Origin of the sequence: Escherichia sp. UTM R2, from assembly GCF_048593455.1 — a bacterium.
GTDB lineage: Bacteria > Pseudomonadota > Gammaproteobacteria > Enterobacterales > Enterobacteriaceae > Escherichia > Escherichia coli.
In genome coordinates, this window is record NZ_JBFWDY010000002.1 from 1580445 (window position 1) to 1601898 (window position 21454).

General features: G+C 50.3%; 19 protein-coding genes. 9 read left to right on the plus strand and 10 right to left on the minus strand.

The features are described from left to right. Window positions 1-46: 46 nt before the first annotated feature. From AB4H76_RS08420 to yeiP, 6 genes are all read right to left on the minus strand, one after another. Window positions 47-1603 (minus strand): cyclic di-GMP phosphodiesterase, encoded by a 1557-nt coding sequence (locus AB4H76_RS08420; protein WP_000470560.1) that lies wholly within the window; start codon window positions 1601-1603, stop codon window positions 47-49. Between the two features lie 180 nt (window positions 1604-1783). Further along, complete coding sequence (gene mepS / locus AB4H76_RS08425) at window positions 1784-2350, minus strand: bifunctional murein DD-endopeptidase/murein LD-carboxypeptidase (protein WP_072731124.1); 567 nt, start codon at window positions 2348-2350, stop codon at window positions 1784-1786. A 411-nt stretch (window positions 2351-2761) separates the two neighbouring features. Further along, window positions 2762-3475, minus strand: a complete 714-nt coding sequence (gene lpxT / locus AB4H76_RS08430; RefSeq protein WP_047645230.1) for a Kdo(2)-lipid A phosphotransferase — start codon at window positions 3473-3475, stop codon at window positions 2762-2764. Window positions 3476-3513: 38 nt separating this feature from the next. Beyond that, a complete protein-coding gene (yeiR, locus tag AB4H76_RS08435; RefSeq protein ID WP_000198828.1) occupies window positions 3514-4500 on the minus strand; it encodes a zinc-binding GTPase YeiR in 987 nt (328 codons plus the stop codon). Between the two features lie 117 nt (window positions 4501-4617). Continuing rightward, window positions 4618-6084 carry a mannitol dehydrogenase family protein gene (locus AB4H76_RS08440; RefSeq protein ID WP_001400663.1) on the minus strand — a complete coding sequence of 489 codons (1467 nt, stop codon included), beginning with the start codon at window positions 6082-6084 and terminating at the stop codon, window positions 4618-4620. A gap of 222 nt (window positions 6085-6306) precedes the next feature. Beyond that, window positions 6307-6879, minus strand: a complete 573-nt coding sequence (yeiP, locus tag AB4H76_RS08445; RefSeq protein ID WP_001136827.1) for an elongation factor P-like protein YeiP — start codon at window positions 6877-6879, stop codon at window positions 6307-6309. A gap of 154 nt (window positions 6880-7033) precedes the next feature. Here yeiP and AB4H76_RS08450 point away from each other — a divergent pair, with 154 nt between their 5' ends. Then, window positions 7034-7288, plus strand: a complete 255-nt coding sequence (locus AB4H76_RS08450; RefSeq protein WP_000389030.1) for a YkgJ family cysteine cluster protein — start codon at window positions 7034-7036, stop codon at window positions 7286-7288. Here the strand turns inward: AB4H76_RS08450 and setB are convergent. Further along, on the minus strand, window positions 7285-8466 hold the full coding sequence (gene setB, locus AB4H76_RS08455; RefSeq protein WP_000551969.1) for a sugar efflux transporter SetB: 1182 nt from the start codon (window positions 8464-8466) through the stop codon (window positions 7285-7287). The two genes, AB4H76_RS08450 and setB, sit on opposite strands and share 4 nt — an antisense overlap. A 367-nt stretch (window positions 8467-8833) precedes the next feature. Between setB and fruB the strand changes: the two genes are divergently transcribed. From fruB to AB4H76_RS08485, 6 genes are all read left to right on the plus strand, one after another. Continuing rightward, entirely contained in the window at window positions 8834-9964 is a 1131-nt protein-coding gene (gene fruB / locus AB4H76_RS08460) for a fused PTS fructose transporter subunit IIA/HPr protein (RefSeq protein WP_000487266.1), read from the plus strand. Further along, window positions 9964-10902, plus strand: coding sequence for a 1-phosphofructokinase (gene fruK, locus AB4H76_RS08465; protein WP_000091263.1), 939 nt, complete (start codon window positions 9964-9966; stop codon window positions 10900-10902). Before fruB ends, fruK begins: the two co-directional genes overlap by 1 nt. Window positions 10903-10918: 16 nt before the next feature. Beyond that, window positions 10919-12610, plus strand: coding sequence for a PTS fructose transporter subunit IIBC (gene fruA, locus AB4H76_RS08470; RefSeq protein WP_000854467.1), 1692 nt, complete (start codon window positions 10919-10921; stop codon window positions 12608-12610). A 423-nt stretch (window positions 12611-13033) separates the two neighbouring features. Further along, window positions 13034-13975, plus strand: coding sequence for a pseudouridine kinase (locus tag AB4H76_RS08475; protein WP_001208132.1), 942 nt, complete (start codon window positions 13034-13036; stop codon window positions 13973-13975). Continuing rightward, the gene (psuG, locus tag AB4H76_RS08480) at window positions 13963-14901 is read left to right on the plus strand and encodes a pseudouridine-5'-phosphate glycosidase (RefSeq protein ID WP_000040209.1); all 939 of its coding nucleotides are present in this window, start codon (window positions 13963-13965) and stop codon (window positions 14899-14901) included. The genes AB4H76_RS08475 and psuG overlap by 13 nt, the downstream gene beginning before the upstream one ends. 93 nt (window positions 14902-14994) lie before the next feature. After that, entirely contained in the window at window positions 14995-16245 is a 1251-nt protein-coding gene (locus AB4H76_RS08485; protein ID WP_000353878.1) for a NupC/NupG family nucleoside CNT transporter, read from the plus strand. Between the two features lie 70 nt (window positions 16246-16315). Here AB4H76_RS08485 and AB4H76_RS08490 read toward each other — a convergent pair whose 3' ends face one another. Further along, window positions 16316-17014 carry a transcriptional regulator YeiL gene (locus AB4H76_RS08490; RefSeq protein WP_000658583.1) on the minus strand — a complete coding sequence of 233 codons (699 nt, stop codon included), beginning with the start codon at window positions 17012-17014 and terminating at the stop codon, window positions 16316-16318. A gap of 129 nt (window positions 17015-17143) precedes the next feature. Here AB4H76_RS08490 and rihB point away from each other — a divergent pair, with 129 nt between their 5' ends. Together rihB and AB4H76_RS08500 are read left to right on the plus strand one after the other, a co-directional pair. Further along, window positions 17144-18085: a ribosylpyrimidine nucleosidase gene (gene rihB, locus AB4H76_RS08495; protein WP_000415446.1), complete on the plus strand. Its 942-nt coding sequence runs from the start codon at window positions 17144-17146 to the stop codon at window positions 18083-18085. Between the two features lie 99 nt (window positions 18086-18184). Continuing rightward, window positions 18185-19435 (plus strand): NupC/NupG family nucleoside CNT transporter, encoded by a 1251-nt coding sequence (locus AB4H76_RS08500; protein WP_077492706.1) that lies wholly within the window; start codon window positions 18185-18187, stop codon window positions 19433-19435. Window positions 19436-19490: 55 nt separating this feature from the next. Here the strand turns inward: AB4H76_RS08500 and AB4H76_RS08505 are convergent, their stop codons facing one another. Next, entirely contained in the window at window positions 19491-20579 is a 1089-nt protein-coding gene (locus tag AB4H76_RS08505) for a sugar kinase (RefSeq protein ID WP_001065002.1), read from the minus strand. Between the two features lie 2 nt (window positions 20580-20581). Then, window positions 20582-21439: a deoxyribonuclease IV gene (gene nfo, locus AB4H76_RS08510; RefSeq protein ID WP_000873880.1), complete on the minus strand. Its 858-nt coding sequence runs from the start codon at window positions 21437-21439 to the stop codon at window positions 20582-20584. Window positions 21440-21454: the final 15 nt, after the last annotated feature.

Genomic DNA, 21454 nt, shown 5'->3' on the forward strand with positions numbered 1-21454 from the left:
AATCCGGCATGCTTTCACTATGAATAATAAGGGACGTAAGCACACCTTACCACTGCGGCGTATACGGTTTCTTTAGCCAGCGAACAAAATCGTCCAGCGGTAACGGGCGGCTAATCCAGTAGCCTTGCATGAAATTAACGCCGCGTTCGCTTAGCCATCGCGCCTGTTCCGGCGTTTCGACCCCTTCAGCAACCGTCAGCATATTGAGGCGTTTCGCCAGCGTCAGCACCGCGTCAAGTACGGGGGAAGTGATCGTTTCCGTACCGATGGCGTTGATAAATCCACGGTCAATTTTCAGATAATCGAGCGTAAAACGCTCAAGATAGATAAGCGCGCTGTGCCCGGTGCCGAAGTCATCAATAGCAATTTCTACGCCGACCGAGTGCAGCCAGGCGAAGAGTTGTGTGGCTTCTTGCTCTTTCAACATATCGCGCTCGGTAATTTCCAGCACAATCTGGAAATGGTGTGCGGGCAGGGAAGTGAGCAGTTTCTGGATATCTGCTTTAAAGCTTTCGCTGTGCAGATGGTCCGGCGCAATGTTAATACCAAATTTGACGCCTACCGGCAGCACTTTTTCTAATTCTGCGGCATCGCGGGCAATTAACTCAAACAGGTGCTGAGTCAGCGGCACAATCATCTTTTGCGATTCGGCAAAGTTAATGAAGGCATCCGGGGGAATTTCTCCCGCGACAGGATGCCGCCAGCGTAGCAGTACTTCCAGGCCCGTTACTCGCAAAGCTTGTGTATCCACCACCGGTTGATACGCCACGTAAAATTGTTCGCGCTTGATGGCGGTCATGATTTCTCTGCCGGGGCGCATACGTACGCTCATCAGGTAATAGCAGAGCAGGCCAACGACAGTTCCACTCATGCCGCCCAGTAAAAATGCGTACCACACATCGTTCCATGTCCAGTCATCTGCATAAAGCCGAACGGTCAGAGGAATGCCCGCAATTTTAGTTTCACGGACTGGCATGTCGGTTAATTCGTTAACGTTCATCAAACGTGAAGAAAAGGTAGATAGCGCAGTATTGCCAATAATGAGGGCGACGCCATCGTAATCTTCCTGCCGTGAACTATAAAAGAGTGAAGGCGTCAGGTTGAGATTCAGAGCGGCAAAGACGCCGCTATTTTTCAGCAAAGGGTTGCGATACCAGATGACGATTGCGGGTTTGTTCGGCACCATCGGCGTGCCGGGTAAGATCGCCATATCGACGTTTTTATTAATGTCGAGCGCCGGAATCAATTCATTGAGTGGAATGTCCATCTCACCGGTCGCAGATGAACAGAATGTTTTTTTATCTTTCACCAGCACAAACGTTCGGACATTCATGCTAAACGCTGCGCGGGCGGTCAGTTCGGGGTTAGCTTGCTGGCAGGTATCTAAGGTCAGCGGCTGGAGCCGGTCAGTAGTGGATTTCAGGTCGGCAAAATAGGTATCGAGATACTTTTGTACGTCGGTAATCAGTGTGTCGTATTTGACTTCGTGCTTATGCCAGGCCACTAAAAACTGAAGGCAACTCACCAGTATCGCAATCATTACGCCTGCAACAATGCAGGTAAGCAGGAGCTTACGTCCAAAATTGGGAGCGCGTATGAACATGATTCCGTTAATTTCCTGAAATTACGACAACATTTAAAAGATAACAATGACCGGACTATAGCCTGGATCAAGACGCGGAAACATCATTTTCTCTGATGAATGAAAACAAAAAAGCACTGCCTAAGCAGTGCTTTCAGTTAACTCGTCAGGATAGCCAAGGGATTGCATCCAAACGGTTTATTAGCTGCGGCTGAGAACCCGGCGTGCTTCGTTGTAACGCTTCTTCCAGTACGGTTCATTCATGCTGGAAATAATAACACCACTGCTGGTGGAAGCATGGACAAACTGATTGTTGCCGATATAAATACCGACATGGCGTCCCGTTGAACCGGCACGGAACAGAACTAAATCACCCGTACGCAAATTACTGCGGGAAACAGATTTACCCATTTCCTGCTGTTCGTAAGTCGAACGCGGAAGTTCTAAGCCAAATTGCTCACGGAATGTACGCTGTACGAAACCAGAACAATCGATACCTTTTTTAGTGCTGCCGCCCAGACGATAACGTACGCCTTTCCAGTCAGCATACTGATCCATAATTCGCGATTTTACGTCGACATTACGAACCAGGTTTTCAAATTCATCCTGAGAAGCTTGCAGTGATGATGTTTCACTACCCACTGCACGTGTCTCAGGATGCATATTCTTTGCGGTGTTATTTGCACTACATGCAGAAAGCAGAACCGCTACTGCAATCGCGGGAATCCCGCGCAAGACATATCTCAAAATCGGTTGAGATTTGACCATGTTGTTTGTTTTCCCTTGAAGTCCTTAACGACAAATATCGTTATAAAAAAATGCCAAGCGACACGAGACTAATTACCTGGGCATGTTGAAACAATTCCTTAAGGCCAAATCTGTGGACTAACGCACAAAATTATATGCTGTGAGGATAATCTACCGCCGAGGCAAAAGGAGTTCGAGATTACCCGATTGGTGCGGTCTTGGCGAGCGGTTTTACATGATTTTTTATAAGAAAAAGTGATACAGAAAGTTAATAAGCGGGGTTGGTCAATTAAAGTACAATTGAGTGAAACGCATGCAATCCATTCATTTACTTAGAGAATGATTTTTGCGTTCGATAGATGAAAGCACGGCGCGCATCATCAGGATTATCCTCACTATAAAAATAACCCTGATGATGTTAATTACTGTGAGTTATTTGTTTTGGAAATGTTTGTTTTTTCCTGGTAGTGATTTGTCAAAAAAGGTGATTAATCGATCACTTAATGGCGTCAGCAACACCCAGGGCAAACCGATCAATATCACGGTCATCGAACCGACAATGATGTCAGTAAACCAGTGTGCGCCAATCATTACTCTGGGAAATGCAAAAACCACAAAAATAATAAGGGCGATAAGGCCTGCAACTTTGCCGAAATAATGCCACATGAATGCCGAAAAAATAAGCAGCATCATGCCGTGATCGCCGGGAAAGCTATCTCGTGAGGCATCTTTCGTGGGAACAGAGAGCAGTTCGCTGACGCGGTTAATATCGGTAAAAGTCAATGTTGGGCTGGCCCGTTTTACAGGAATTAATGCCTGACCCAGCTGGTTTAATACCACTGCAGTTAATAGCATGACCAGACCAATAATCACGATACGTCGTCTGCCAGGGGCGTTTTCTTTCAGCCAGAAACTCAGCATCAACATACCCATCGCCAGCAGTGAACAACCGTCGAAGGCGCGATTGTTGGTCAATGCAACCAGCCACAAAAAGGCCTTACTTTCGACCAGTTTCTGATTAAAGAAATAAAAAATATCCGCATCAATCGGCAACCAGAATCCATGATTAACGGGGATATACCAGGAAAGAAACAGCGCGAGGCCGACAATATTCAACAACACTATTTGCGGCAAATTTTTAATCATATTTTCTCTAATTATCTTACTGAAAAACGCAGGCAACCTTACGCGGTAGTCGCTAAACGAAGCTTCAACAGCGCGCTCTGCAAGGCATTCCAGTCAGCTTCGCTGCTGGAAATCAGCTCAATACGGCTGTCCGGTGGCGCAACGTTTTGCGTTTCAATGTGCAGGTCATCGCCCTGACGGTTGATTCGCACCAGCCCTTCGGGAATACGCAGCACGCCTTTGACGCGTTCCACCGGTGCAAGTCGCGCCCATTCCAGAATGCCAATGGTGTCGAATACCGTATCAGCGTCGAATATCCAGCCGCAGGCCTGATATCCTTGCCCGCTGTTCAGACTGCGACGCCAGCGTTGATGCTCTGGCAGGCTTAACGCTGCTAACCCTTTTTTCACGACATGCTGATGAGAATGCGCGGCGCTGGCGGGCAACTCGGCTAAATTGCGACGCGGCAAATCCAGAAGATGACCGTCAACTTTCCCATGCTCACTGTGAATTAATTGTCGATCGCCACCATTTTGCTGCCACCAACGCTGTAGCGCTTGCTCACTTTCGGGCGTCGTACGGTCGGATTTATTGGCGACAATGATGTCTGCGGCAGCCAGCTGGTCACGGAAGTTTTCATTGCTGGCGCTTTTTTCGTCCAGCAGCAAGCGCGGATCGAGAATGCACAAGGTGGCGCGCAGATCTATCCACGGTTCATAGACTGGTGCGGTTAACAGATCGAGGATCTGTTTCGGATGGCCCAGCCCGGTCGGCTCTATCAACAAGCGGTCTGGTTTTCCCTGACGCAGTAAGGTATTCAACCCTACCTGCATGGGTAAACCATTAACGCAGCACATGCAGCCGCCGGGGATCTCTTTCAGCAATGCGCCGCTATCGGCGAGCAAAGCACCATCAATTCCGACTTCCCCAAATTCATTAACCAGTACCGCCCATTTTTCGTTGGGATCTTTATGGGCTAACAGATGAAGAATCGACGTGGTTTTCCCGCTGCCGAGAAAACCGGTGATGAGGTTGGTCCTGGTCACAACGGCTCCGCAATACTCTGGTAAGTTAACTGAGCGTTAATCCTGGCTAAAAAAGGCAGAAAAGAGAAGGGGAGAGCGGACGAAGGTGAGCTTCATCCGCTTTAACCGCAGAAATCGTTAAATTTTGAGGGTGTTTAATAGCGCCTGATGTGCGCCGAATTGTACGATTTGTTGCCAGGCTTGTTCGATGGCCTGCACAAAATGCGGGTTATCTGGCAGATCATCACCGAAAACTTCACGCAGGGAAAGCAGGGCGGTTACGCGTTGTTCACTGCTGCTGCCCGCAACAAGTTCGCGAATTTTATCGCTAAGCGGATCGCGAACATCAATGGCATTTCCGGCATCATCAACGCCGCTGACGTAACGCATCCAGCCTGCAACGCCTAATGCCAGCAACGACCAGTCCGTTTCGCGCCCCTGATGTATGCGAATACCTGCCAGCATGCGTTGCGGTAATTTCTGGCTGCCATCCATCGCGATTTGCCAGGTCTTATGTTTCAGCGCCGGATTAGCAAAACGTGCAATTAACTTATCCGCATATTGTGTTAAATCGACATCTTTAATTTGCAGTGTCGGCGCTTGCTCATCCAGCATTAATGTTCTGGCGGCATGGCGAAATGCGCGATCCTGCATGCAATCACTGATATGGGCGAATCCTGAGAGGTAACCCAGATAAGCGAGAAAAGAGTGGCTGCCATTAAGCATCCGCAGTTTCATCTCTTCCCATGGCAGGACATCATTCACCATTTGTACACCTGCGACTTCCCAGGCAGGACGCCCAGCGACGAAGTTATCTTCCACCACCCACTGGATAAACGGTTCGCAGCTAATCGCGCAGGGATCATTCACCCCCAGATGCTGGCTGATTTCCACCAGTGATTCGTCGGTTGCAGCCGGAACAATGCGGTCGACCATGGTTCCCGGAAAACTGACGTGCTCTTTTATCCACCCGGCGAGTTCTGGCGAACGTTTTTCTGCCATTCCCAGCACCGCGTTTTTCACCACATGACCATTGTCGGGAATATTGTCGCAGGAGAGCACGGTAAACGGTGTAAGGCCGCGCTCACGGCGGCGTTTCAGTGCTTCGACGAGAATACCCGGTGCGGAGTGAGGTTCTTCAGGGGTTTGTAGATCGTGAATAATCCGCGGATTACTGGTGTCGAGTGCACCGGTGGCCGGGTCAATACAATAGCCTTTTTCGGTAATCGTCAGGGAAACAATTGCCACCTGTGGCTCGCAAAATTTCTCAATAATTGCCGCTAAGGAATCCAGTTTTGCATTAAGGCATTCGTGAACGGCACCGACAATTATCACCTGATTGCCGTCCGCACCTTTCTCCAGCACGGTATATAAATGGTTCTGTGCGCGGAGCTGGCTCATCAGTTGATCACCGCTGAACAAGCTGATTTCACAGATCCCCCAGTTGCCGCCCTGGGCATTCAGCACACGATCGGTCAGTAACGCCTGATGAGCGCGGTGAAAGGCTCCAAAGCCAAAATGAACGATACGTGATTGCAACTGCTGGCGATCATAGCGTGGAGCGTGTACATGATGCGGGAGCGTAACGGAGGCGATTGTATTCATAGGAGTCACGTCTTAGTAACGATTAATTAACAACGACAGTGTAAAGTTATATGACAGCAATTGAAATTGGTCTGGATTGTTAATGCGATGAAGTGTGAGGGCGATCAATCAACGAGTGAAAATTGAGGGCGTAAGGTGTTCAGGAAGCGCAAAATAGAAGATTGGTATAATAAATTAAAAAAGGGACAGCCTGAGCTATCCCTTTTCTGCATGCGGCTGAAGTTAGTCAGCACGCCCCATATAACGGCGTTCTTCGATATGGATACGAATTTTTTCGCCCGGGCTTAAGTATTCTGGTACCTGAATCACCAGACCAGTGCTCAATGTCGCCGGTTTGTTACGGGCGCTGGCAGATGCCCCTTTGATGCCTGGTGCGGTTTCAACGATTTCCAGATCAACGGTCTGCGGCAGCTCAAGCGCCAGCAGTTGACCGTCCCAGGTCAGCACCTGCATGTCCGGCATGCCGCCCTCTGGCATAAACAGCAACTCTTCTTCAATCTGATCTTTGGTGAAGGTATACGGGGTATAGTCTTCTTTATCCATAAAGACATATTCGTTGCCATCGACATAGGAGAAGTCAACGTAACGGCGGGTCAGCGTCACGGTGTCAACGATATCATCACCTTTGAAACGCTCTTCTACTTTCAGCCCGGTACGGACATCAGAAAAACGCATTTTGTACAGCGTAGCGGCACCGCGGGCAGTGGGCGACTGAATATCAATATCCTTAACCAGCAGCAGTTTGCCGTTGTAATTCAGTACCATACCTTTTTTAATTTCGTTCGCTCTTGGCATCGAAAAATTCCTGTAGTCGAAAATGTCAAAAATATCGCGACAAAGTACTCGCGACGGGCCTTTCGGGCAAGTGGTATTCGCACTTTTGCTGGTGCAAAAAAGGTGGTACTGTGCGCGCTCATCAATCCGGTGGTTAACCTTAAGAGAACAACGTATGGAATGCCGTCCGGGTTGCGGGGCGTGTTGCACTGCCCCTTCAATTTCCAGCCCTATTCCCGGTATGCCAGATGGCAAGCCCGCCAATACGCCCTGCATTCAGCTTGATGAACAGCAACGCTGTAAAATTTTCACCTCGCCACTGCGACCGAAAGTCTGTGCAGGCTTACAAGCCAGCGCTGAAATGTGCGGTAACTCGCGTCAGCAGGCCATGACCTGGCTTATCGATCTGGAAATGCTGACCGCGCCTTAAACATCTTTAATCCGCAGTAAGCAAAACAGAGTGGCGATAATCATCACCATCGCAAACCAGAACACAGCGTGATAATTCCAGATCTCGGCGACGATGCCCGCCACTGATCCTGCGATGATCCAGCCCACGCGCGAAGTGTTGGTATAGAGCGTGGTGGCTGAACCCGCCTGACCGGGCATCAGATCCTGAAAATAGAGCATCCCGATGCCGCCCAGAATGCCAATAAAAATAGCATTTAGCAGCTGCAAGCCCAACAGAATGACAGGTGAATGCGCCATCAGCATTCCTGCGTAAAAACAGACGCCACCCACGGCAGCAACGCGCATTAAGAAACGCTTACCCAGACGTTTGGCGAAATATCCGGCAATCAACATCGTCGGGATTTCCAGCCCGGCGGCGGTCCCCATCATCACACCGGCCAGTTTCTCGGGAAGATGCAGTTCGTTGATAATAAATAGCGGCATGTTGATGATGTACAGGCTGTTCGAGCCCCACATCAATGTACAAATGACAAACAGCAGCAGCGTATCGCGACGGTTACGGCGCGGCGCTTCGATCGTGCCGGTCGCCAGCGGAAGCTCTTTTTGCATCGACGGTAAAAACAGCCACACCATCACACCGCAAACAATAAACGCTACCGCTGCGCTCAGATACATTACCGTAAAGCTGAAACCCATCGCTAAGGCATAAGCCAGCGGTGGGCCAATGACCCATGCCAGTGAAACCTGAGCGCGTAAAAAAGAGCTGAACATCACCGCCTCACGTCCGGTTTTGTCGGCATGTTCACGGGCAAGGGCAAACATTTGCGGGTTAGCGGTCGAGCCAAAGCTGCTAAGAAAGACGCCAACGAATAGCAAAACAAAGTAGTTGCGATTCCAGGCAAAAAGGGTGCAGGCCAGCACGCCTAACAGGCAGCAAAAGACAATCAGCGATTTGCGATCGCCGCGCTTATCAGAGCGCCCGGCGAGAAACTGACTTACCAGAATCCCAATGACAGCGCTGCCGGTAAAGAAGAATCCCACCATCGCCGGACGGGCATGTACTTCATCGGTAAGAAAAATACTGAGTGTCGGGGTTTGCAGAGCGCCCGCAATACCGGTGAGAAAGGCAACGATTAAAAACGCCGTCGAGGTCAGGTCAAACGATTTCGCGCTGGAGACTGCGGGGGAGTTATGCATGCTGGTCGATCACTGGAAGAGGAAGACGCGGAGTTTACGCTGCTTGTCAGAAAATAAACAGACAGCGAAATCAAAAGCGCCACGAATAGTCAAAATGCCATTTCACTGTTGCTGATTGGCTGCTGACGCTGCTGAAATGAAATTGCTGATAACGGATTTTCCCATCAGCAATTAGGAAAAATGGCAAAAAATTGTGCAGCACATCAAACTTTTGCTCATAACTTTACGGCTTTCCTTGCGTGCTGAAACAGAAGTATTATGCTTTCTTGAAACGTTTCAGCGCGATCTTGTCTTTAACCCTAAGCCAGGTTGGCGCTTTTTTTCTCATAGAGGCTGAATCGTTTCAATTCAGCAAGAGAGGAGAACTATGTTCCAGTTATCCGTACAGGACATCCATCCGGGCGAAAAGGCCGGAGACAAAGAAGAGGCGATTCGCCAGGTCGCTGCGGCGCTGGTGCAGGCCGGTAATGTAGCAGAAGGCTACGTCAATGGCATGCTGGCGCGCGAACAGCAAACCTCAACGTTCCTCGGCAATGGTATTGCTATTCCACACGGCACTACCGACACCCGCGATCAGGTGCTGAAAACCGGCGTTCAGGTATTTCAGTTCCCGGAAGGCGTCACCTGGGGTGACAGTCAGGTAGCGTACGTGGCAATCGGTATTGCTGCCAGCTCGGATGAACATCTGGGCCTGCTACGCCAGCTGACCCACGTACTGAGCGATGATTCCGTTGCTGAACAACTGAAGTCAGCAACAACAGCAGAAGAACTTCGCGCATTACTGATGGGCGAAAAGCAGAGTGAGCAGCTGAAGCTCGACAACGAAATGCTGACACTGGATATCGTCGCCAGCGATCTGCTGACTCTTCAGGCGCTGAACGCTGCGCGTCTGAAAGAGGCGGGGGCAGTTGACGCCACTTTCGTCACCAAAGCCATCAATGAACAACCGCTGAATCTCGGACAGGGTATCTGGCTGAGCGATAGCGCCGAAGGCAATCTGCGTAGCGCGATTGCGGTAAGCCGTGCGGCAAATGCTTTTGATGTGGACGGCGAAACGGCAGCCATGCTGGTGAGTGTGGCGATGAATGACGATCAGCCCATCGCGGTTCTTAAGCGTCTCGCTGATTTATTGCTCGACAATAAAGCTGACCGCTTGCTGAAAGCGGATGCGGCAACGTTGCTGGCGCTGCTGACCAGCGATGATGCGCCGACCGACGACGTGTTAAGCGCGGAGTTTGTGGTGCGCAATGAACACGGCCTGCATGCTCGTCCAGGTACCATGCTGGTCAATACCATTAAACAATTTAACAGTGATATTACCGTGACAAACCTCGATGGTACCGGCAAACCGGCAAACGGACGTAGTCTGATGAAAGTTGTGGCACTTGGCGTTAAGAAAGGTCATCGCCTACGCTTTACCGCCCAGGGTGCAGATGCTGAACAGGCGCTGAAAGCAATCGGCGACGCTATCGCTGCTGGTCTTGGGGAGGGCGCATAATGAGCAGACGTGTTGCTACTATCACCCTTAATCCGGCTTATGACCTTGTTGGTTTCTGCCCGGAAATTGAACGCGGCGAAGTGAACCTGGTGAAAACCACCGGTCTGCATGCGGCGGGTAAAGGCATCAACGTGGCCAAAGTATTAAAAGACCTGGGAATTGATGTCACCGTTGGCGGCTTCCTCGGTAAAGACAATCAGGATGGTTTTCAGCAACTGTTCAGCGAGCTGGGCATTGCCAACCGTTTCCAGGTTGTACAGGGGCGCACTCGAATTAACGTTAAGCTGACGGAAAAAGACGGCGAAGTGACCGACTTCAACTTCTCGGGTTTTGAAGTCACCCCCGCCGACTGGGAACGCTTTGTGACTGATTCTCTGAGCTGGCTCGGTCAGTTCGATATGGTCTGTGTCAGCGGAAGCTTACCGTCAGGCGTCAGCCCGGAAGCGTTCACCGACTGGATGACTCGCCTGCGTAGTCAGTGTCCTTGCATTATCTTTGATAGTAGCCGTGAAGCGTTAGTAGCAGGTTTGAAAGCGGCACCGTGGCTGGTGAAACCTAACCGCCGCGAGCTGGAAATCTGGGCAGGCCGTAAACTGCCTGAAATGAAAGATGTGATTGAAGCTGCGCATGCGCTGCGTGAACAAGGTATCGCGCATGTTGTTATTTCACTGGGTGCCGAAGGCGCGCTTTGGGTTAATGCCTCCGGCGAATGGATCGCCAAACCACCGTCAGTCGATGTCGTAAGCACCGTTGGCGCAGGGGATTCTATGGTTGGTGGCCTGATTTATGGCTTGCTGATGCGTGAATCCAGTGAACACACACTGCGTCTGGCGACAGCTGTTGCAGCCCTGGCGGTAAGTCAAAGCAATGTGGGTATTACCGATCGTCCGCAGTTGGCCGCAATGATGGCGCGCGTCGACTTACAACCTTTTAACTGACAGCAGGAGAGGCATAATGAAAACGCTGCTGATTATTGACGCTAATCTCGGTCAGGCACGCGCCTATATGGCGAAGACCCTGCTGGGCGCGGCGGCGCGAAAAGCAAAACTGGAAATCATCGACAATCCGAACGACGCTGAAATGGCGATTGTTCTCGGTGATTCCATCCCGAATGACAGCGCGCTGAACGGTAAAAATGTCTGGCTGGGTGATATTTCCCGGGCAGTTGCGCACCCTGAGCTGTTCCTGAGTGAAGCCAAAGGCCATGCGAAACCTTACACTGCGCCGGTCACTGCGACAGCACCGGTTGCCGCCAGCGGTCCGAAACGCGTAGTTGCGGTGACTGCTTGCCCGACTGGCGTAGCACACACCTTTATGGCGGCTGAAGCCATTGAAACCGAAGCGAAAAAACGTGGCTGGTGGGTGAAAGTTGAAACCCGTGGTTCTGTTGGCGCGGGTAATGCAATCACTCCCGAGGAAGTAGCCGCAGCGGATCTGGTGATTGTGGCGGCAGATATCGAAGTGGATCTGGCGAAATTTGCTGGTAAACCGATGTATCGTACCTCTACCGGTCTGGCGCTGAAGAAAACCGCGCAGGAACTGGATAAAGCGGTTGCTGAAGCAACGCCGTATGAACCGGCGGGCAAAGCTCAAACGGCGACCACTGAAGGTAAGAAAGAGAGTGCAGGCGCTTATCGTCACTTGCTAACGGGCGTCTCTTACATGCTGCCGATGGTCGTTGCTGGTGGTCTGTGTATCGCGCTTTCTTTTGCTTTTGGTATCGAAGCGTTTAAAGAGCCGGGTACGTTGGCAGCGGCGCTGATGCAGATTGGTGGTGGTTCAGCCTTTGCGCTGATGGTGCCGGTACTGGCAGGTTATATTGCCTTTTCCATTGCCGATCGTCCGGGCCTCACGCCGGGTCTGATTGGCGGTATGCTGGCGGTCAGCACCGGTTCTGGCTTCATTGGCGGTATTATTGCGGGCTTCCTGGCTGGTTACATTGCGAAGTTAATCAGTACGCAACTGAAACTGCCACAGAGTATGGAGGCGCTGAAACCAATCCTGATCATTCCGCTAATTTCCAGTCTGGTGGTCGGTCTGGCGATGATCTACCTGATCGGTAAACCGGTTGCTGGCATTCTCGAAGGGCTGACTCACTGGCTGCAGACCATGGGGACTGCGAATGCGGTTCTGCTGGGGGCGATCCTCGGTGGCATGATGTGTACTGACATGGGCGGTCCGGTAAACAAAGCAGCGTACGCATTCGGTGTGGGTCTGCTGAGTACTCAAACCTATGGCCCGATGGCGGCGATTATGGCGGCAGGTATGGTGCCACCGCTGGCAATGGGTCTGGCAACAATGGTGGCGCGTCGCAAATTCGACAAAGCGCAGCAGGAAGGTGGCAAAGCCGCTCTGGTATTGGGACTGTGCTTCATTTCGGAAGGTGCAATTCCGTTTGCTGCTCGTGATCCGATGCGTGTGCTGCCGTGCTGTATCGTGGGTGGTGCGCTGACTGGCGCAATCTCAATGGCGATTGGTGCGAAACTGATGGCACCACACGGTGGTCTGTTTGTTCTGCTGATCCCTGGCGCTATTACGCCGGTACTGGGTTACCTGGTAGCAATTATTGCCGGTACGCTGGTGGCGGGTTTGGCCTATGCCTTCCTGAAACGTCCGGAAGTGGACGCAGTAGCGAAAGCAGCGTAATAAAAGGTGTGTTACAGGGCAGAAATTTCCTGCCCTGTATCATTGGATGAGCGCAAAGGGAATGACCAGCTTGTGAATGTAATTTTATGAATTTAAATGGTTTTATCTTTCAGTAGAAACTTGAAACGTTCATCAAACACTAAGGTTATTTCCTCAAGGGCAGATTATTTTCTGCCCTTTTTTATTGTTCCTGTTCTGTGCATCCCGTCACAAATTCCTCGCTTTTGTAATTCAGGCATTTAATCGCATTTTGTGAGCCTGCTCAAATCTGCCCATTTAGCCTCTCTGGCGGTAATTTACTTTACGTAAAACATGCATACTATGAGCACATGTTTAAATATGAACACATGTTTAAACCGTCTTTGCAGTATCTATATTCTTGTGGATTGACAGGGTTGGTAATTTTTTACCAGAGGACGTGCTATGCGCGAAAAGGATTATGTCGTAATTATAGGTTCGGCGAATATTGATGTCGCCGGATATTCACATGAATCATTAAATTATGCGGATTCAAATCCAGGTAAAATAAAATTTACGCCTGGTGGAGTAGGGCGCAATATTGCACAAAACCTGGCGTTGCTGGGTAACAAAGCCTGGCTACTGAGCGCAGTAGGCAGTGATTTTTATGGTCAATCGCTGCTAACGCAAACCAATCAATCTGGCGTTTATGTCGATAAATGCCTGATTGTGCCGGGAGAAAATACGTCTAGTTATTTATCATTACTCGATAATACCGGTGAAATGCTGGTTGCTATAAATGACATGAATATTAGCAACGCTATTACAGCTGAATATCTCGCACAGCACCGTGAATTTATTCAGAGGGCAAAGGTCATTGTTGCGGACTGTAATATCAGTGAAGAGGCACTGGCATGGATTCTGGATAATGCCGCCAACGTACCCGTATTTGTCGATCCGGTTTCCGCATGGAAATGTGTCAAAGTGCGCGACCGTCTAAATCAGATCCACACTCTGAAGCCAAACCGCCTTGAAGCGGAAACCCTGAGTGGGATTGCGCTGTCAGGGCGTGACGATGTGGCAAAAGTTGCTGCCTGGTTCCATCAACATGGCCTGAACCGACTGGTATTGAGCATGGGCGGCGACGGCGTTTATTACAGCGATATCAGAGGTGAAAATGGCTGGTCTGCGCCGATCAAAACCAATGTTATTAATGTTACCGGAGCGGGCGATGCCATGATGGCGGGACTTGCTTCGTGTTGGGTAGACGGAATGCCGTTTGCCGAATCTGTTCGTTTCGCACAGGGATGTTCGTCAATGGCGCTCTCCTGTGAATACACCAATAACCCCGATTTATCGATTGCCAACGTTATATCGTTAGTGGAGAACGCAGAATGTCTAAATTAAAAATTTCCCCTGAATTATTACAAATTTCCCCGGAAGTGCAGGAAGCTTTAAAAAACAAAAAAACGGTTGTGGCGCTGGAATCGACCATTATTTCTCACGGGATGCCGTTCCCACAAAATGCCCAGACCGCAATTGAAGTAGAAGAAACTATTCGTAAACAGGGCGCAGTACCTGCCACTATCGCCATTATTGGCGGCGTGATGAAAGTGGGTTTAAGTAAAGAAGAAATTGAATTACTGGGTCGTGAAGGGCATAACGTGACCAAAGTTAGTCGTCGCGATTTACCTTTTGTTGTTGCCGCCGGAAAAAATGGCGCAACCACTGTGGCTTCAACGATGATTATTGCGGCGCTTGCCGGAATTAAAGTATTTGCCACCGGGGGAATTGGTGGTGTGCATCGCGGGGCGGAACATACCTTCGATATTTCTGCCGATTTGCAAGAACTGGCAAATACTAATGTCACCGTTGTTTGTGCCGGGGCGAAATCTATTCTCGATTTAGGATTAACCACTGAGTATTTAGAAACCTTCGGTGTGCCGTTAATTGGCTATCAGACTAAAGCGCTGCCTGCGTTTTTCTGCCGTACCAGCTCGTTTGACGTCAGCATTCGTCTCGACAGCGCCAGTGAAATTGCCCGTGCAATGGCGGTGAAATGGCAAAGCGGGCTGAACGGTGGCCTCGTGGTAGCGAACCCGATCCCGGAACAGTTTGCGATGCCGGAGGAATCTATCAATGCAGCCATAGATCAAGCCGTCGCCGAAGCCGAAGAGCAGGGCGTTATTGGTAAAGAAAGTACACCGTTCCTGCTGGCGCGCGTTGCTGAACTGACCGGCGGTGACAGCCTGAAATCCAATATCCAGCTGGTGTTCAACAACGCCATTCTGGCGAGTGAAATTGCCAAAGAATACCAGCGTCTCGCGGGTTAATTTCTGACGGGCAGAAAGCCGTCGCCCGTACTCATCAAACATACCAAAACCTGGCGCTGACGCCGGGTTTACTGGCATGAAGGGAAAATCATTATGGACATAATGAGAAGTGTTGTGGGGATGGTGGTGTTACTGGCAATAGCATTTCTGTTGTCAGTGAATAAAAAGAGCATCAGTTTGCGTACGGTTGGAGCCGCACTGCTGCTGCAAATCGCTATTGGTGGCATCATGCTCTACTTCCCACCGGGAAAATGGGCAGTAGAACAGGCGGCATTAGGCGTTCATAAAGTGATGTCTTACAGTGATGCCGGTAGCGCCTTCATTTTTGGTTCGCTGGTTGGGCCGAAAATGGATGTCCTGTTTGACGGTGCGGGTTTTATCTTCGCCTTTCGCGTACTTCCGGCGATTATTTTCGTTACTGCGCTCATCAGTCTGCTGTACTACATTGGCGTGATGGGGCTGCTGATTCGCATCCTTGGCAGCATTTTCCAGAAAGCTCTTAACATCAGCAAAATCGAATCTTTTGTCGCAGTCACAACTATTTTCCTCGGGCAAAATGAGATCCCGGCGATCGTTAAACCGTTTATCGATCGCATGAATCGCAACGAGTTGTTTACCGCAATTTGTAGCGGGATGGCGTCCATTGCTGGTTCGATGATGATTGGTTATGCCGGAATGGGCGTACCAATTGACTACCTGTTAGCGGCATCGCTGATGGCGATCCCAGGTGGTATTTTGTTTGCACGTATTCTTAGCCCGGCCACCGAGCCTTCGCAGGTCACATTTGAAAATCTGTCGTTCAGCGAAACGCCGCCAAAAAGCTTTATCGAAGCGGCGGCGAGCGGTGCGATGACTGGGCTGAAAATCGCCGCTGGTGTAGCGACGGTGGTAATGGCGTTTGTCGCAATTATTGCGCTGATCAACGGCATTATCGGCGGAATTGGTGGCTGGTTTGGTTTCGCCAATGCCTCTCTGGAAAGTATTTTTGGCTATGTGCTGGCACCGCTGGCGTGGATCATGGGTGTGGACTGGAGTGATGCCAATCTTGCGGGTAGCCTGATTGGGCAGAAACTGGCGATTAACGAATTCGTCGCTTACCTGAGTTTCTCCCCATACCTGCAAACGGGCGGCACGCTGGAAGTGAAAACCATTGCGATTATCTCCTTTGCGCTTTGTGGTTTTGCTAACTTTGGTTCTATCGGTGTTGTCGTTGGCGCATTTTCGGCTATTTCGCCAAAACGTGCTCCAGAAATCGCCCAGCTTGGTTTACGGGCGCTGGCAGCAGCAACGCTTTCCAACCTGATGAGTGCGACTATTGCCGGGTTCTTTATTGGTCTGGCGTAATGCTCGATTTGTAGACCGGATAAAACGTATTAAGCGTTGCATCCGGCAATCGCGCTATTGCAAATAATTTTTACTGCATCATCCCGGAGAATTTATTCTCCGGGTCCATCTCCAGCGCCAGTCCTGACAACTGCTTTCTGTTTTTAATGAGATACCCTTTCTTGCTTTTAGTTAATAAACCGTCGTGAATGAATTGCGCGAGAACATATAAAAGATGTCGATAAGAAACGCCTAAATACTCTGCCGCTTGCGTATGCTTTTCGTGATAAAGATCACCTTCCTGCGAGAGTAATATAAAAGCTGCCAGGCGATTAACTAACGGAAATGATTGATTCTGAGTTAAAGAAACAATATTACGATAATTTTTATGACTTAAGGTGACGCAGAGTTTTCGTAAAAATAGCGTGTCGTTTAATAACAGCGGGCGGTAATGTTTCATAGAGAGCGCAAGGCACCAACACTCTTCAATAGCCTGCACCGCACGCGGTTCATGGTCTTTGTCGATTAACTCAATCTCACCAATAAAACAGGGGGCGGCAAAGAAATCGATCAGCGACACGCGACCATTAGCAAGCGTGGCGTAAAGCCTGGCGCGGCCTCGCGTCAGATAAAACAGCCAGGACGGCTGTTGCCCTTCCTGCACAATGTAGTCACGCGCTAAAAAATGAAACAGCCGCGTATCGGCTGAAACATCCGTTAAAAAGCAATCCTTAAACGCGGATTCACTCATCAATTGCTGCTTAAGATCATTATTGTGGATTTCTTTCACGATGTTTATCCGCTATGAGATTTCTCATATTTAGCATACGTACGCGGTTGGTAAGATTCAATCATCGGCCCGGTCGAATTTTCTTTGCTGTAGAAAAAATAACGCAACTGGAAACAGAGGAAATAAACAATGGAAAAGAGAAAAATTATTCTGGATTGTGATCCGGGTCATGATGATGCTATTGCAATGATGATGGCAGCGAAACATCCGGCAATAGATTTATTAGGCATCACTATTGTAGCGGGTAATCAGACGCTTGATAAAACATTAATTAATGGCCTGAATGTTTGCCAGAAACTGGAGATTAATGTTCCGGTTTATGCGGGGATGCCGCAACCCATTATGCGTAAACAAATCGTTGCCGATAATATTCACGGTGAAACCGGACTGGATGGCCCGGTATTCGAGCCGCTGACCCGCCAGGCAGAAAGTACCCACGCGGTGAAATACATCATTGATACCCTGATGGCAAGCGATGGCGATATCACTCTGGTGCCGGTTGGTCCGCTTTCAAATATCGCGGTGGCAATGCGTATGCAACCCGCGATCCTGCCCAAAATCCGTGAAATTGTGCTAATGGGCGGCGCTTACGGTACAGGCAACTTCACGCCATCTGCCGAGTTCAACATCTTTGCTGATCCGGAAGCAGCCCGCGTGGTGTTCACCTCCGGCGTTCCATTAGTGATGATGGGCCTCGATCTCACCAACCAGACCGTTTGCACCCCGGACGTGATTGCACGGATGGAAAGGGCAGGCGGCCCTGCCGGAGAGCTGTTCAGCGACATCATGAACTTCACTCTCAAAACGCAGTTCGAAAACTACGGCCTGGCTGGCGGCCCGGTGCACGACGCCACCTGCATCGGTTATCTGATTAACCCTGATGGCATTAAAACCCAGGAGATGTACGTCGAAGTGGACGTCAACAGTGGCCCTTGCTATGGGCGTACCGTCTGCGACGAGCTGGGCGTTCTTGGCAAGCCCGCTAATACCAAAGTCGGCATCACTATTGATACCGACTGGTTCTGGGGCTTAGTCGAAGAGTGCGTGCGCGGCTACATCAAAACCCATTAAGTGTTGATAACAAGCCGGGTCAGTATCGCAAGATCCAAGCCCGGCTATTTCTGATGGGCAGAAAGCCGTCGCCCAATATGACATGAAGAGATAATAACTATGGATGTCATGAGAAGTGTTCTGGGAATGGTGGTATTGCTGACGATTGCGTTTTTGCTGTCAGTAAACAAGAAGAAGATCAGCCTGCGTACCGTTGGCGCGGCGTTAGTGTTACAGGTCGTGATTGGCGGGATTATGCTTTGGTTACCGCCAGGGCGTTGGGTCGCTGAAAAAGTCGCTTTTGGCGTGCATAAAGTGATGGCGTACAGCGACGCGGGTAGCGCATTTATCTTCGGTTCGCTGGTCGGGCCGAAAATGGACACGCTGTTTGATGGCGCAGGATTTATCTTTGGTTTCAGGGTATTACCGGCAATTATCTTCGTCACCGCACTGGTGAGTATTCTCTACTACATCGGTGTGATGGGGATTTTAATTCGCATTCTCGGCGGTATATTCCAGAAAGCATTAAATATCAGCAAGATTGAGTCATTCGTCGCGGTCACCACCATTTTCCTCGGGCAAAACGAAATTCCGGCGATCGTCAAACCCTTTATCGATCGTCTGAATCGCAATGAATTATTTACAGCGATTTGTAGTGGCATGGCCTCGATTGCTGGTTCGATAATGATTGGTTACGCCGCCCTGGGCGTACCTGTGGAATATTTGCTGGCGGCATCGTTAATGGCGATCCCAGGCGGGATCTTGTTTGCCCGCCTGTTAAGCCCGGCTACGGAATCTTCGCAGGTTTCCTTTAATAACCTCTCTTTCACCGAAACACCGCCAAAAAGCATTATTGAAGCCGCTGCGACAGGGGCAATGACCGGGCTGAAAATCGCCGCCGGTGTAGCGACAGTTGTTATGGCATTTGTCGCCATCATTGCGTTAATTAATGGTATTATCGGCGGCGTTGGCGGCTGGTTTGGTTTTGCACATGCCTCGCTGGAGTCCATTTTAGGTTACCTGTTGGCCCCATTGGCGTGGGTGATGGGGGGTGACTGGAGTGATGCAAATCTTGCCGGGAGTGTGATTGGGCAGAAGCTGGCGATCAATGAATTTGTCGCTTATCTCAATTTCTCGCCATATCTGCAAACGGGTGGCACTCTGGATGCTAAAACCGTGGCGATTATTTCTTTCGCGTTGTGCGGTTTCGCTAACTTTGGTTCTATCGGGGTGGTGGTGGGGGCGTTTTCTGCGGTTGCGCCACACCGTGCGCCGGAAATCGCCCAACTTGGTTTACGCGCGCTGGCGGCGGCGACACTTTCTAACCTGATGAGTGCTACTATTGCAGGATTCTTTATTGGTTTAGCGTAGTGCGCAATTTATGAGCCGGATAAGATGCGGTCAAGCGTCGAATCCGGCAACATTGTTACACCATTGGCACTAATGAAAGCGCGTTATCGGCAGACAGGGTAGGGTTGTTTAAGCTGCCGCTGGCGCGCGAAATTGCCGCGCAGGCTACCGCAAAACGGGCGCTGTCGCGGAAACTGTATCCTTCAAGAAAGCTATATACCAGGCCCGCCATAAAACCATCGTCAGCACCAAAACTGTCTACTGTCGTATGCGCTGGCGCGGTCAGCAAAAATTGTTCTCCATCCTTTTCGCTGCAATAAACTGACTCATCGGGCAAATAAACAAACAGTTGCTGAACACCTTGCTGATGCAATGCATTCACTGCGGCATTACGGTCAGCATCGCTGGTGATCGCCTGTCCCCATAAAATTTCCAGCTCCGGTAAAGTGGGTTTCAGGGTGTGAATATGCGCCAGCCAGTGTTTGATTTTGCCCGCTTTGAATTCTGAAACGGTATCGACAAACACCGGGATTTCATCAGCGAGGGTAAAGACCCATTCCAGCGCCTCGGCTGTCAGGTTGCAATCAGCCAGTACCACGCCCGCATGACGAAGTAAATCGCGCGACCCGTTCAGTAGTTGCGGTGTCAACTGTTCCAGCAGATGGGTATCGTTAATCGCCAGCACGGTTTGATCGTCTCGATTGGCAATTGCCAGATACGTCGATGTGCTTTGACCATGCAAACGAACGCAGCCGGAGACATTCACGCCGGCACGGCGCGTTTCTTCCAGGAGCATTTCGCCATAAAAGTCATCGCCAATCACTGAAAGCAAATGGACGTCACGGCCTAACAGCGCCAGATTGTGGGCGATGTTGCGTCCCACGCCGCCCGCCGAGCAATGAATTGTACCGGGATGAGAAGCCGCTTGCGGGTAACGGATATCCGCCATCCCGCGAATATCCATATTGATTGTCCCCACCACTACGCAGTATTCCTGCTCGGTGAGAATGTAACCTTTGCCTTTAATCCGCCCTTTGCGCATTAAATCCATAATATGCGCCGCAACGCGCGAACGACTGATTTGCAGCATGTCCGCAATTTCGTTCTGCTGAATCAGCGGGTTACGCCGTAAAATTGCAAGGATCTCCTTTTCCCGGTTATTCATCTTCAGGCTACCGCTTTTTCAGTTTGTTGCGCTTTCAGCCAGGCGATCTCTTCTGCCCAGATATCCGGGTTGATGGTTTCAAGGATCAGCGGAATGCCGTCGAAACGGTCGTCTTGCATGATCCAGCGGAACGCATCATGACCGATATTGCCTTCACCGAGGCTATGATGGCGGTCAACGCGGCTGCCAAAGGTACTTTTCGCATCGTTAAGGTGCATCCCGCGCAGATACTTAAAGCCGACAATACGGGCAAAATCAGCGAACGTTTTTTCGCATTCGGCTGGAGTACGCAAATCATACCCGGCAGCGAAAGCATGGCAGGTATCAATGCAGACGCCGACGCGGGATTTATCTTCTACGCCGTCGATAATCGCTGCGAGATGTTCGAATTTAAACCCTAAGTTACTGCCCTGACCGGCGGTGTTTTCAATCACCGCGGTGACACCTTGAGTTTTATCCAGCGCAATGTTGATGGATTCGGCAATACGCGCAAGGCAATCCTCTTCTGAAATCTGCATCAGATGGCTGCCAGGGTGGAAGTTGAGCAAAGAAAGCCCCAGCTGTTCGCAACGCTGCATTTCATCTATAAAGGCATCGCGCGATTTTTCCAGAGCTTCAGCAACCGGATGTCCGAGGTTAATCAGATAACTGTCGTGGGGAAGAATTTGCGCCGATGTGTAGTGATATTTTTCACAGGCGGCTTTGAATTCATCGATGGTTTGCGTCGTGAGCGGTGCGGCACGCCACTGACGTTGGTTTTTGGTGAACAAGGCAAACGCGGTTGCGTCGATTTCGGCGGCGCGAATTGCGGCATTTGCCAGACCGCCAGCAGCACTAACGTGCGCTCCAATGTATTTCATGCGAGGACTCCTGTT